We start from the raw sequence: 12,813 nt of genomic DNA, 5'->3' as shown, positions 1-12,813 counted from the left end.
TTAGTCCTCTCGAATCAGCTCTTGCCCGATTTCGGATTGGGCATGGATTTGGTTGCCGTGTACTTCAACGATTTCCAGCAGACGGCCTTTGTCCAAGAGGGCGGCACGGTCGCACAGACGGCGGATAACGCTCATTTCGTGGGTAACGATGACGATGGTTACGTTGAAACGTCGGTTGATGTCTTCCAAACACTTCAAAACGCTGCGCGTAGTGGCGGGGTCGAGGGCGGAAGTGGGTTCGTCGGCGAGGATGACTTGAGGTTGCGGCGCCAGCGCGCGGGCAATGCCGACACGTTGTTTTTGACCGCCGGAAAGTTGGGACGGGTAATGATTGGCACGGTCTTGCAAATCAACGATTTCCAAACATTCTTCAACACGCGCTTGGATTTTTTTAGACGGCCATTTGGCAATTTCTAAAGGAAAGGCGACGTTTTCGGCAACGGTACGGTTGCTCAATAGGTTGAACTGTTGGAATACCATGCCGATGTTTTGTCGGGCGTGGCGTAGTTGCGTGGCGTTGAGCGCGGTCAGTTCTTGGCCGCACACGCTGACGATACCTGTGTCGGGACGTTCCAATAAATTAATCAGGCGCAGCAGGGTGGATTTGCCTGCGCCGGAATAGCCCATCAGGCCAAAGATTTCACCCTGTTTGATTTCGAGGCTGGTCGGCTCGACGGCGACAAAGTCTTTGTTGTCGCGTGTTTGATAGTGTTTGGAGACGTGATCCAGAATAATCATGGTTTATCCGTGTTTTCTTTAATTCGTGTGGCCATCAGGGTGTGCAGACGGCGGTTGTCGGCGCGTGCGATGGTAAATTGCAGGCTGCCGATGATGACTTTTTCGCCGCGCACGGGCAGATGTCCCAACTCCTGAATGACCAGGCCGCCGATGGTGTCGGCTTCTTCGCTGCTGTATTCCGTGCCGAAGAAGGTGTTGATGTCTTCGATTTCGGTAGCCGCGTGGATGCGCCAGCGTTCGGAAGAAACGGCGTGGATATTGTCGGCGCTGTCGTCTTCGTCAAACTCATCTTCGATTTCGCCGACGATTTGTTCGATGATGTCTTCAAAGGTGACCAAACCGGATGTGCCGCCGTATTCGTCGATGACAATCGCCATGTGGTTGCGCTGTTCGCGGAACTCTTTTAAAAGGGCGGTCAAAGATTTGCCTTCGGGAACGAAAACGGCAGGGCGCAAGACGGATTTCAGGTGGAACTGCTCGGGGTTGAACATATATTTGAGCAGGTCTTTGGCGTGCAAAATACCCAAAACTTCGTCTTTGTCTTCGCCGATGACGGGGAAGCGAGAATGGGCGGTTTCGATGACGTAGGCCGTGATGCGCTCGATGCTGTCGTTTTCTTTCAATACGTTCATGCGGCTGCGCGTAATCATGGCATCGCGCACTTCCAGCTCGGCAAAGTCCAATACTTTTTCCAGCCGGGTCAGTGTGTCGGCGTCAAAAACTTCCTGCTCGTGTGCTTGGCGCAGCAGGGTCAATACGTCTTCGGCGGAGTCGGGCTCGCCGGCAAGTCGGGAGATCAGGCGTTCGAAAAACTTGGGTTTCGACTGCGTACCGTCCATTTTAATATTCGTCCTCTTGGTAGGGGTTGGGGAAGCCTGCCGCCAGCATCAGGCAGATTTCTTCGGCTTCCATTATTTCGGCTTCATCGTCTTCGATGTGGTCGTAGCCCATCAGGTGTAAAGTACCGTGTATGGTCAGGTGGGCAAAATGCTGTTCGGGTGTTTTGCCCTGTTCGGCGGCCTCTTTCAAAACCACTTGCGGACAAATTACCAAATCGCCATACAAGCCGTCTGAAAACTGGTCGGGCAGGATTTCGCCTTCGTTGAGCGCGAAACTCAATACATTGGTGGCGTAATCCTTGCCGCGGTAGTCGCGGTTGTAGGCGCGGGCTTCTTCTTCGTCCAGAAGAATCAGGCTGATGTCTGCGCGGCGGTATTCGTTTTTTAAGGCAGACCACGCCCAGCGGTAGAAGTCGTTCTCTGAAGGAAGGTTGGCGGCGGAAGAAGCATTTTCAAAGTTCAGATGAAAACGTTGCCGCTGTAAGGATAAAAAAGGATATTGTTTGGCGCGTTTCATGTTGTCCGGAAAATTTGGTTTTTAGGCGTAAATATAACATATTCACCCTCATGTCGTCTGAAAAAACGCCCAAAATATGATAGACTTCATGCCGTTTTCCATCTTTCAGGCAACCATTATGAACCCGAAAAAGCTCGTTATCGCCAGTCGCGAAAGCCTGCTTGCCATGTGGCAGGCAAAACATATCCAAGGCCGTCTGAAAGCCCTGTATCCCGATTGCGAAGTCGAGATTTTGGGCATGACCACGCGCGGCGATCAGATTTTGGACAGAACTTTGTCAAAAGTCGGCGGTAAAGGCTTGTTTGTCAAAGAGTTGGAACAGGCTTTGTATGACGGCAGGGCCGACTTGGCCGTGCATTCGATTAAAGACGTACCGATGGATTTGCCTGAAGGTTTCGCGCTTGCGGCCATCGGAGAACGCGCCAATCCGTTTGACGCGTTTGTGTCCAACCAATACGCGCGTTTGGAAGAAATGCCCAAAGGTGCCATCGTCGGCACATCCAGCCTGCGCCGCGAAGCCCAGTTGCGCGCGCGCTATCCGCATTTGGTCATCAAACCTTTGCGCGGCAATGTGCAAACCCGTTTGTCCAAACTCGATAACGGCGAATACGACGCGATTATTTTGGCCGCCGCCGGTTTACAGCGTCTGGAATTGGACGAACGCATCCGCATGATTTTGTCGGAATCCGACAGCCTGCCTGCCGCCGGACAAGGCGCATTGGGTATCGAAATTGCAGCGCATCGCGAAGATTTGTATGAAGTCTTGAAGCCTTTGAACCACGATACCACACATGCCTGCGTTACGGCCGAACGCGCGTTGGCGCGCGCTTTGGGCGGAAGCTGCCAAGTGCCGCTGGCCGCATATTGCACTGAAGAAAACGGTTTGCTGACCTTGCGCGGCTTGGTCGGCCATCCTGACGGTTCGGTTATTTTGCAGGCGGACGCGCAAGCCCCAGCCGAATACGCCGATGCCTTGGGTCGTGCAGTCGCCAAAAAACTAGCAGATGATGGTGCGGAAGAATTGATTGCCGCTGTATTGCAAGAACAGGCTTAAAACAGCATAGATCATTTAAAAAGGCCGTCTGAAACTTTCAGACGGCCTTTATTTTGTTGATGCTTAAGGATTCATAATCCGCGCAACCAAAGCTTTTTCTTTGCCCTGCATATTGGGGATCTTGACCTGAATGCCGTTGCCTGGAGCAACATCGACAGGCTGGCCTTTGCGGGTCATTTGTTCCAATTTGATGGTTTGGTTGCCGCTCGGGTGGATGATTTCGAGTGAATCGCCGACAGCGAAGCGGTTTTTGACTTCGATGGTTGCCCAGCCGTTTTCATCAATTTCGGTAACATGGCCGACATATTGGCTTTGTTTGGCGATGGAATGGCCGGTCAGGTAGTTTTGGTAATCCTGAGTTTGGTGGCGCTCGAGGAAGCCGCTGGTGTAGCCGCGGTTGGCAAGGCCTTCGAGTTCGCTCAACAAGCCGTAGTCAAACGGACGGCCTGCAACGGCATCATCAATCGCTTTGCGGTAGGACTGGGCCACGCGTGCAACATAATAAAGCGATTTGGTGCGGCCTTCGACTTTGAGGCTGTCCACGCCGATTTTGGCCAGTTTCTCAACCACTTCAATGCCGCGCAGGTCTTTGGAGTTCATGATATAGGTGCCGTGTTCGTCTTCCATAATTGGCATCATTTCGCCCGGACGGTTGGACTCTTCAATCAGGAAAACTTTGTCGGCGTAGGGATGGCGTTTTTGACCGTTAATGCCTTCAAAGTTTTGGTTGGCTTCTTCTTGGGCTTTTTCAAAGTTGAAACCTTGCAGAAGTTGGGCGTCGCCCGCATCGCTTTCAGTGGCGTTGTGAACTTTGTAGTCCCAACGGCAGGAGTTGGTGCAGGTGCCTTGATTGGGGTCGCGGTGGTTGAAGTAGCCGGAGAGCAGGCAGCGGCCGGAGTAGGCGATGCACAATGCGCCGTGAATGAAGACTTCGAGTTCGATGTCGGGGCATTCTTGGCGGATTTCGGCGATTTCTTCCATGCTCAATTCGCGCGACAGGATGATACGTTCGACACCGATGTTTTGCCAGAATTTCACGCCCCAGTAGTTGGTGGTGTTTGCCTGTACAGACAGGTGAATCGGCATTTCCGGCCATTTTTCGCGCACGGTCATGATCAAACCCGGATCCGCCATAATCAGCGCGTCGGGCTTCATGGCAATCAAAGGCTCCATATCAGAAACAAAGGTTTTGAGTTTGGAGTTGTGCGGCAGTGTATTGACGGTCAGGAAGAATTTTTTGTTGCGCTCGTGCGCTTCTTTAATGCCTTGCTCGAGAACGTCGAGTTTGGCAAATTCGTTGTTGCGGGCACGCAGGGAATAACGCGGGCTGCCGGCGTAAACGGCATCTGCGCCGTAATCATAGGCGGCGCGCATGCGTTCGAGGCCACCTGCTGGCAATAAGAGTTCGGGTGCTTTCATGTTTTATGCTTTTTAAAATGTTTTCAGACGGCCCTCAAGGAAAGAGGGAAGGCCGTCTGAAAGATGTTTGAAGAATGGGCGGATTATCCGCTGTTTTTGTGTTTCGGTCAATTTTGTGTCGGGTTTGCGCTTTGTTTTTTATACGGAAAATGTCCTGTATGTGCAAAGGCGAAAAGGGGCTGCAATTCATTGGAAATGTAAAAAAAGCAGGGTTGGGCGGAATAATTTAACAAAAAACCGTTCAAGCAATGTATTTTCTTGTAAAATATCAAGCTTCATTTTAAAAAATATTCGGATTAGTTACCGATTTTGACCGACGGAAGGGTTATGGATTTTCGTTTTGACATTATTTATGAATACCGCTGGATGTTTTTATACGGTGTGTTGACGACGCTGGGACTGACGGTGGTTGCAACGGCAGGCGGCTCAATTTTGGGTTTGCTGCTGGCATTGGCGCGTTTGATTAATCCGGAAAAAGCCGGTGCACCGATGCGTGCCTTGGCTTGGGTGTTGCGTAAGATTTCTTTTTGGTATGTGACGCTGTTTCGCGGTACGCCATTGTTTGTACAAATTGTGATTTGGGCTTATGTTTGGTTCCCATTTTTCGTTCACCCGGCCGACGGTGTGCTGATTAGCGGCGAAGCAGCCGTTGATTTGCGCCGTTCTTATGGTGCGTTGATTGCCGGCTCTTTGGCGTTGATTGCGAACTCGGGTGCGTATATTTGTGAGATTTTCCGTGCTGGTATCCAGTCGATTGATAAGGGCCAAATGGAAGCTGCGCGTTCTTTGGGTCTGACCTATACTCAGGCGATGCGTTATGTGATTTTGCCGCAAGCTTTGCGCCGTATGTTGCCGCCATTGGCCAGTGAGTTTATTACGTTGTTGAAAGACAGCTCATTGCTTTCTGTCATCGGCGTGGCAGAGTTGGCTTATGTACAAAGCACGATTACCGGCCGCTATTCTGTTTATGAAGAGCCGCTTTATACAATCGCGTTGATTTATTTGGTGCTGACAAGCTTTTTGGGTTGGGTATTCCTGCGATTGGAAAGCCGTTACAATCCGCAACACCGCTAATCGGTTTGAATTAAAAAAAGGAAGACTTTTCAAGTCTTCCTTTTTTTATTTGCCGTCAATGTTTCAGACGGCCTTGAATCAGAATGCTTCGCCGACTTTGACACCGCCTGCGATGTCTTTGGGCGTTGCCAGTTTGGCAGTTGCCTGTTGGGCGGCTTGGAATGCTTCGGTTGCCATGATGTCGGCAGCTTCTTGTACGGTTAATGTGTTGGCCATGTATTGCCAACGTGCTGCCAAGTCAGCGTTTGCCGGTGCGTGGAAACCGTCTCGCAATTCATCTACCAAGTCAGGGCGGTTGCACACCAGTACAATATCGCAGCCTGCTTCAAAAGAAAGTCGGGCGCGTTCTTTAATACCGCCGACACCGCATGCGCCTTCCATGGTCAGGTCGTCTGAAAAGATAACACCGTTAAAACCGATTTCTTGGCGCAGGATTTGTTTCAGCCATTTTTCGGAGAAGCCGGCAGGTTGGCTGTCGATTTGCGGGTATACGACGTGGGCAGGCATGACTGCGGCCATGCCTGCTTGGCTCAGTGCGCGGAAGGGGATAAGGTCGGCGGCTTCTAGCGCTTCGCGGCTGCGTTCGTCGCAAGGCAGGACGTGATGGCTGTCGCCTTCGACAAAGCCGTGGCCGGGGAAGTGTTTGCCGCAAGATTTCATGCCACCTTTGTTCAGGCCTTTTTGCAGGGCAAGGGCAAGCTGGGTCACGATGTTGGCGTCGCGGTGGAAACTGCGGTTGCCGATGACGGCGCATTGACCCCAGTCCAAATCCAATACAGGCGTAAAGGATAGGTCGATACCGCAGGCGGAGAGTTCGGTTGCCAAAACCCAGCCGACTTGTTCTGCTTGGGCGCAGGCGGCTTCTTTGCCTTCGTTGTCCCAAATTTCGCCCAATACGTTCATGGCCGGCAGGCGGGTGAAGCCGTCAATAAAACGTTGAACCCGTCCGCCTTCGTGGTCGACGGCGATGATGAGTTCAGGAGTACGGACGGCTTTGATTTCTTGAACCAAAGCTTTGAGCTGGGAAACGTTTTCAAAGTTACGGCGGAACAAAATAACGCCACCGACGGCAGGGTCGAGCAGGCGTTGTTTTTCTTCTTCGGTCAGATGATAGGTAGCGACGTCGGCCATGACTGGGCCACGTGGAAGATGAGGCGTATTCATTGTTTTGTCCTGAATAATGTATATATTGGATAATCGTTATGTTCAGACGGCCTGAGAGTGTATGAATATCTCAGGCCGTCTGAATATTGGTTTTGAATTAGGCAGTTGTTTTTTTCTTGTCTTTCAAGATCAGAATCAACACAACCATCACGATGCCGGTTACCACAAAACCTAAAGGTGCGGAGCCGGTCATGCCCAGTGTGAGGTAGCCTGAGGCGGCAGACGCGGCTACGGTCAGCGCGTAAGGGAATTGCGAGGTAACGTGGTCGATGTGGTTACAGTGTGCGCCAGTAGAAGAGAGGATGGTGGTGTCGGAAATTGGCGAGCAGTGGTCGCCAAATACGGCACCGGCCATTACGGCAGACATGCAAGGGATAATCAGCGATGATTCGACTTTGACGGCCATAGCGGCGGCAATCGGCAACATGATGCCGAATGTACCCCAGCTTGTGCCGGTAGCGAAGGCCATCACACCTGCGAGCATGAACAAAATCACGGGCAGGAAGCCTGCGTGGATATTGCCTGCCACTAAAGTGGAGAGATATTCGCCGGTGTGCATCTCGCTGACAACGGTGCTGATGATCCATGCCAAAATCAAGATGGTAATGGCGCCACGCATAGAGATGATGCCCTGCCAAATGGCTTTAGGGTAGTCGCTGGTTTTGATGGTACCGATGGTGCAGAGGATGACGGCCAATACGCCGCAAGTACCGCCGAACACGAGGGAAGTGTTCACATCGGTATTTTCAAACGCGCTGAGCAAAGAGAAGGTCTCAGAAGCTTGTGCGCCAGTGTAAATCATGGCGGAAACCGTGGCGACAATCAGTACCAAAACCGGCACAATCAGCGCGAATACGCGGCCGTTGGGATGGCCTGTTTCAACGGTTTCATCATGAATTTCATTCAAAGCGGCGCGTTCCAAACGGGCCATAGAGCCGATGTCGAAGGAGAACCAAGCTACGACAAACACCATAATCAATGCGAAGACGGCGTAGTAATTCATCAGGCTCATGGCCACGAATGCGCCCATTGGTGTGTAGTCTGTGATGTTGTAAGTTACCAAAAGGCCTGCCAAAGTAGCAATAATCGATGCCCCCCAGCTGGATACAGGCATCAAAACGCACATCGGTGCGGCAGTGGAGTCAAGGATGTAAGCCAGTTTGGCGCGGGAAACTTTGAATTTGTCGGTCACAGGGCGGGCAATCGCACCGACGGCAAGGCTGTGGAAATAGTCGTCAATAAAGGTAACGAATACCAGACAGGCGGTCAGCAGCTTCGCACCGCGACGGCCCTTGATATGCTGTTTTGCCCAATCGGCAAATGCTTGGTTGCTGCCGGAATGCGTCAGCAGGGAAGTGAAAATCCCCAAAAGCACCAAGAAAAGCAGGATTTTGGGTTTGCCCAAAGACCAATCGCCGTCCGCCCAAGTCAGGCTGACTGCCATGTCTTTCAAGTGAACCAAAGCATCAAGTGGATTACCGCCTACCAGCAGGAATGAGCCGACGATAATGCCGACACCTAGGGACAGCAATACACGGCGCGTGGCAATGGCCAAGGCGAGCGCAATGGCTGCCGGGACGATGGATAAAATAGAATTTGAATAATTAATAAGTTGCATAATTATATTGTATATAAGCGGTGAAATATTTTCAGACGGCCTAAACTGGAAGACGGATAACAAAATACCCACCGCCTCTGACAGATGGGTATTTTATCATCTAACACATCATCATGCCGTCTGAAAAATCGGACTACTGCAGATTTAGCGCAAGGAACAAAGTATTGCCTTCGCGTTGTACCAAAAGCGGTACGTTTTTGCCTGAGCTTTCCAATGCGCTACGGAAAGTGGATTCGTCATTGACGCTGATTTGGCTGACGGCAATGATTTCGTCGCCGCGTTTGAGGCCGGCACGTTCGGCCGCACCGCTAACGCGCAGAACGATTAAGCGTTGTTTGCCGTCTGCGTTTTCAACCTGCAAAGTCAGGCCTGCGTTTTCAACGGTAAATCCGTCATGGCCGCCATCGTGTTGCGGGTGTTCAGCCTCTTTTGCAGAAGTTTCCGTTTGTTCGGCTGCGCTGCCAAGTTTGACTTTGACATCGGTTTGTTTGCCGCCGCGCCAGATGCTCAAAGTCACTTCTTTACCCGGCATCATCGAGCCGACCATGACCGGCAAATCGCTGGAAGCGCGGACTTCTTCGCCGTTAACTTTGCGTACGATGTCGCCAACCTGCAAACCGGCTTGTTGTGCCGCACTGTTAGGCATGATTTTGGCAATCAGTGCGCCGCTTGCTTTGTCCAAACCGAAAGATTTGGCCAAATCGTAAGAAACTTCTTGAATAACCACACCTAATTGGCCGCGTTGGACTTTGCCGTTGGCTTTTAATTGTTCGGCCACATTCATGGCAACATCAATCGGAATGGCAAACGAAATGCCCATGAAACCGCCGCTGCGGCTGTAAATTTGCGAGTTGATGCCGACTACTTGGCCGCGGAGGTTGAATAACGGGCCACCTGAGTTGCCGGGGTTGATGGCAACGTCGGTTTGGATGAACGGCGTGTAGTTTTCATTCGGCAGGCTGCGGCCTTTGGCGGAGACGATGCCTGAAGTTACGCTGTTGTCAAAGCCGAAAGGCGCGCCGATGGCGGCTACCCATTCGCCCGGTTTCAAATCTTTCGGATTGCCGATTTTGACAACCGGCAAGTCTTCTTGCGGCTCGATTTTTAAGAGGGCAACGTCGGATTGGGCGTCTGAGCCGACCAGTTTGGCCGTGTATTCGCGTTTGTCGTTGAGCAGGACTTTAATGTTGCCCATGCCGGCAACTACGTGGGTATTGGTCAGGATATAGCCGTCTTTGCTGATGATGAAGCCGGAACCGAAATTCAAAGCGTCGCTTTCGGTATCTTCTTGCGGCATGTCGGGCATATTGGGAACAAGGCGCTTGAAGAACTCGTAAAACGGATCGTTGTCGGGGAATTGGCTCAGATCCATGCTGTGATCGTCATCCGGTGTCGCAGAGCGTTTTGCCGGTGTCGCTTGAATATTGACGACGGCCTGTCCTTCGTTTTGCACCAGTTGGGCGAAGTCGGGCAGCAACATACCGACTTTTCCGTCATCGGTATTGGTTTCTATGCGTTGGACGAGTTCTTTGTTTTCGTCTTTGCCAAAAAAGGTGCTGACTTTGTCGCAACCTGAAAGAAGGGAAGCTGAGAGGACAGCAAGGGCCAGATATGTGTTTGTTTTAATGTGCACGAAAGTTCCTTTTGCCGGTGCCTATCGTATTGTCGGCATGCGTTTGAGCCGGCAGGCAGTTTTATTGTTTGAATGCTGTTTAAATGTATAAGGTAGGATTTTTACACTTTAACGGTTTTTTTTCAAGCATTTCATTTTAAATGAAAAAATGATAATTGGGATTTTATTGTTTTAAGGCCGTCTGAAAGCTTTGGAATATGACCTGTCGGTCGGTTCGCTTCTTTCAGACGGCCTTTAAATTGTGGTCAGTCGTGTTGGTCCAAATGGTAGATCTGCGCCACGGCATCGATTAATTCGCTGTTGTCCGAGCCTGCTTTATTGAGCGTGCGTGTCGGAGAGTGGAGCAGTTTGTTGGTCAACTGAATGGAGAGGCGTTCGAGGACATCCTCGGCGGATACGCCTTTTGCCAGTTGCTTCATGGCATTTTCCAATACTTGGCGGCGCGCGCGTTCGCCTTCGTCGCGTAAGGCGCGGATAAGCGGAACGCTTTGGCGGTTTTTCTGCAGGCGGATAAATTCGCTGACCTTTTCTTCCACCATGCTTTCAGCCGCCGCCGCTGCCTTTTTGCGCGCATCTTTACCGCTTTGGACAATGTCCATCATGTCGTCTACGGTATAGAGATATGCGTCTTCCAATTCGCCGACTTCGGCTTCGATATCGCGCGGAACGGCCAAATCCAGCAGGAAAACAGGCATGTTGTGGCGTTTTTTCAATGCGCGTTCGACCATGCCTTTGCCGACGAGGGGCAGTTGGCTGGCAGTGGAAGAAACAACCACGTCGTAATCGTGAAGAATATCGGGTAATTCGTTCAGCAGGCAGGCTTCGGCGTTGACACCGAGTTTGTCGCACAACTCCTGCGCACGCTGGTGTGTGCGGTTGGCAACGGTAATGAGCTTGGGATTTTTGGCGGCAAAATAAGTGGCCACCAGCTCAATCATTTCGCCTGCACCGATAAAGAGGACGTTCAGATCGGAAATGGAAGGGAAGATTTGCTCTGCCATTTTGACCGATGCAGAAGCCATGGAGACGGAGTTTTCGCCGACAGCAGTGTCGGTACGCACTTCTTTGGCAACGGCAAAGGTTTTTTGAAACAGGGCGTTTAAGTGGGTGTTGATGCTTTCCTGTTCTTGCGCAACGCGGACGGCATCTTTGATTTGACCGAGAATTTGCGGTTCGCCCAAGACCATGGAATCCAAACCGCAGGCGACGCGGAAGGCGTGGCGGACGGTTTCATTATTATCCAAGGTATAGAGGTAAGGGCGGATTTCTTCGGCAGGCAGGTCGTGATATTGTGCCAACCAGTCGATGATTTTTTCGGTTTCACCGACGCAGTAAAGCTCGGTGCGGTTGCAGGTAGAAAGAATGACTGCTTCTTCCGCCGCTTCACTGCGCGTGAGGTTGGACACAGCATCCGGCAGATTTGCAGCTGCAAATGCCAGTTTTTCGCGTATGCTCAAGGGCGCGGTTTGGTGATTGAGTCCGACGACGGTAAGTTGCATGGTTATGGTATGACTGGGTAGTGTGTGTGGTGGGTATTATAGCTTAAGTGGGCTTTAAAATGAATGTGTTGGGGGAGAAGATACAATGAGGTTTGCCATCGAAAAGGCCGTCTGAAAAGATTCAGACGGCCTTTTTATCAAGAAAGGCTTAAACGACTTCCGCTTCTTCTGCCAAGAAACCGCGCAGTTTTTGCATGGCTTTGGCTTCGATTTGGCGGATGCGTTCGGCAGATACGCCGTATTCTGCTGCCAATTCGTGCAGGGTCAAACCGCCATCGTCTTGCAACCAGCGGCTTTCAACGATGCGGCGGCTGCGGTCGTCCAGTTGTGCCAAGGCGTTTTGCAGGCCTTCGGTTTGCAGGGTGTAGTGGGCTTGTTTGGACAACTGACGGCTAGGCTCTGCATCGTGGTCGGCCAACCAGTCGATAGGGGCGAAGTTGTCCTCGTCATCGTTGTTTTCTGCCATGATGCCGATATCGTGACCGGTCATGCGTTGTTCCATTTCCAAGACTTCGGACAATTTGACGCCCAAATCGTCGGCGATTTCTTGCGCTTCTTTTGGAGACAAGGCATTCAGGTTTTTACGCATGCTGCGCAGATTGAAGAACAGTTTGCGTTGCGGTTTGGTTGTGGCAACGCGGACCAAACGCCAGTTGCGCAAAATGAATTCGTGGATTTCTGCTTTAATCCAATGCACAGCAAACGAAAACAGGCGCGCGCCGCGGCTTGGTTCATAGCGTTTGACGGCTTTCATCAGGCCGATATTGCCCTCTTGAATCAGGTCGGCTTGGTTGAGGCCGTAGCCGTCGTAACCGCGTGCAATGGATACGACGACACGAAGATGGGACAGAATAAGCTGTTTGGCGGCGTTGAGATCGCCTTTTTGTTGACGTTCGGCCAGTTGTGTTTCTTCTTCGGCAGTCAGCATGGGAATGCTGTTGACAGTATGAATGTATTGCTCGAGGCTACCGTTGCCACTGTGGATAACGGGTAATGCAAAAGCTTTATTCATAAAAGGATACTCTCCTTGATTAGGCCGTCTGAAAACGGCTTTTTGTTTATTGTGTGACAAGCAGTATAACACTGCCTGTGGTTTGTTTTGTTATGGGTTGGATTTTTTCTGTAAATTAACGATAGATCCAATAGTTTTTACTGCTTGAATCGCAAGGGTTGATTGTCTTAGAAAATTTGAGTGATTTGCTAGGTTTTGGGTAAGTATATTACAAACATTTCTGTATGTAAATAGTTTTTCAATAAA

At 51.1% G+C, this 12,813-nt stretch carries 11 protein-coding genes; 2 read left to right on the top strand and 9 right to left on the bottom strand.

Going from position 1 to position 12,813, the window contains the following annotated elements:
* The 3 genes from ACTHTY_RS09405 to ybeY are packed head-to-tail and all read right to left on the bottom strand — an operon-like array spanning nt 1 to nt 2,094.
* Nucleotides 1-738, bottom strand: coding sequence for a methionine ABC transporter ATP-binding protein (locus ACTHTY_RS09405; RefSeq protein ID WP_440367366.1), 738 nt, complete (start codon nt 736-738; stop codon nt 1-3).
* Nucleotides 735-1,577 carry an HlyC/CorC family transporter gene (locus ACTHTY_RS09400; protein WP_440367364.1) on the bottom strand — a complete coding sequence of 281 codons (843 nt, stop codon included), beginning with the start codon at nt 1,575-1,577 and terminating at the stop codon, nt 735-737. The genes ACTHTY_RS09405 and ACTHTY_RS09400 overlap by 4 nt, the downstream gene beginning before the upstream one ends.
* Before the next feature lies 1 nt (nt 1,578).
* Nucleotides 1,579-2,094: an rRNA maturation RNase YbeY gene (gene ybeY / locus ACTHTY_RS09395; RefSeq protein ID WP_285071157.1), complete on the bottom strand. Its 516-nt coding sequence runs from the start codon at nt 2,092-2,094 to the stop codon at nt 1,579-1,581.
* A 118-nt stretch (nt 2,095-2,212) separates the two neighbouring features.
* Here ybeY and hemC point away from each other — a divergent pair, with 118 nt between their 5' ends.
* Nucleotides 2,213-3,148, top strand: coding sequence for a hydroxymethylbilane synthase (hemC, locus tag ACTHTY_RS09390; protein WP_141745143.1), 936 nt, complete (start codon nt 2,213-2,215; stop codon nt 3,146-3,148).
* Between the two features lie 63 nt (nt 3,149-3,211).
* Here the strand turns inward: hemC and trhP are convergent, their stop codons facing one another.
* The gene (gene trhP, locus ACTHTY_RS09385) at nt 3,212-4,567 is read right to left on the bottom strand and encodes a prephenate-dependent tRNA uridine(34) hydroxylase TrhP (RefSeq protein WP_440367362.1); all 1,356 of its coding nucleotides are present in this window, start codon (nt 4,565-4,567) and stop codon (nt 3,212-3,214) included.
* Nucleotides 4,568-4,894: 327 nt separating this feature from the next.
* On the opposite strand from trhP, the gene ACTHTY_RS09380 reads away from it, so the two are divergent.
* Nucleotides 4,895-5,641, top strand: a complete 747-nt coding sequence (locus ACTHTY_RS09380) for an amino acid ABC transporter permease (RefSeq protein ID WP_063069220.1) — start codon at nt 4,895-4,897, stop codon at nt 5,639-5,641.
* 78 nt (nt 5,642-5,719) lie between these two features.
* Here the strand turns inward: ACTHTY_RS09380 and nagZ are convergent, their stop codons facing one another.
* The 5 genes from nagZ to rpoH all read right to left on the bottom strand — a co-directional run bounded on the left by nagZ (nt 5,720) and on the right by rpoH (nt 12,567).
* Nucleotides 5,720-6,805, bottom strand: a complete 1,086-nt coding sequence (nagZ, locus tag ACTHTY_RS09375; RefSeq protein WP_440367361.1) for a beta-N-acetylhexosaminidase — start codon at nt 6,803-6,805, stop codon at nt 5,720-5,722.
* Nucleotides 6,806-6,902: 97 nt separating this feature from the next.
* On the bottom strand, nt 6,903-8,423 hold the full coding sequence (locus ACTHTY_RS09370) for a Na+/H+ antiporter NhaC family protein (protein ID WP_440367360.1): 1,521 nt from the start codon (nt 8,421-8,423) through the stop codon (nt 6,903-6,905).
* A gap of 133 nt (nt 8,424-8,556) precedes the next feature.
* A complete protein-coding gene (locus ACTHTY_RS09365) occupies nt 8,557-10,056 on the bottom strand; it encodes a DegQ family serine endoprotease (RefSeq protein ID WP_440367358.1) in 1,500 nt (499 codons plus the stop codon).
* Nucleotides 10,057-10,301: 245 nt separating this feature from the next.
* Nucleotides 10,302-11,555, bottom strand: coding sequence for a glutamyl-tRNA reductase (hemA, locus tag ACTHTY_RS09360; protein ID WP_440367357.1), 1,254 nt, complete (start codon nt 11,553-11,555; stop codon nt 10,302-10,304).
* A 148-nt stretch (nt 11,556-11,703) separates the two neighbouring features.
* Nucleotides 11,704-12,567 (bottom strand): RNA polymerase sigma factor RpoH, encoded by an 864-nt coding sequence (gene rpoH / locus ACTHTY_RS09355; protein WP_440367355.1) that lies wholly within the window; start codon nt 12,565-12,567, stop codon nt 11,704-11,706.
* Nucleotides 12,568-12,813 lie beyond the last annotated feature (246 nt).

The organism is Neisseria sp. P0019.S002 (assembly GCF_051957155.1).
In the GTDB taxonomy this organism is placed as follows: Bacteria; Pseudomonadota; Gammaproteobacteria; order Burkholderiales; family Neisseriaceae; genus Neisseria; species Neisseria perflava.
This window is presented reverse-complemented; position numbering and strand designations above follow the sequence as displayed.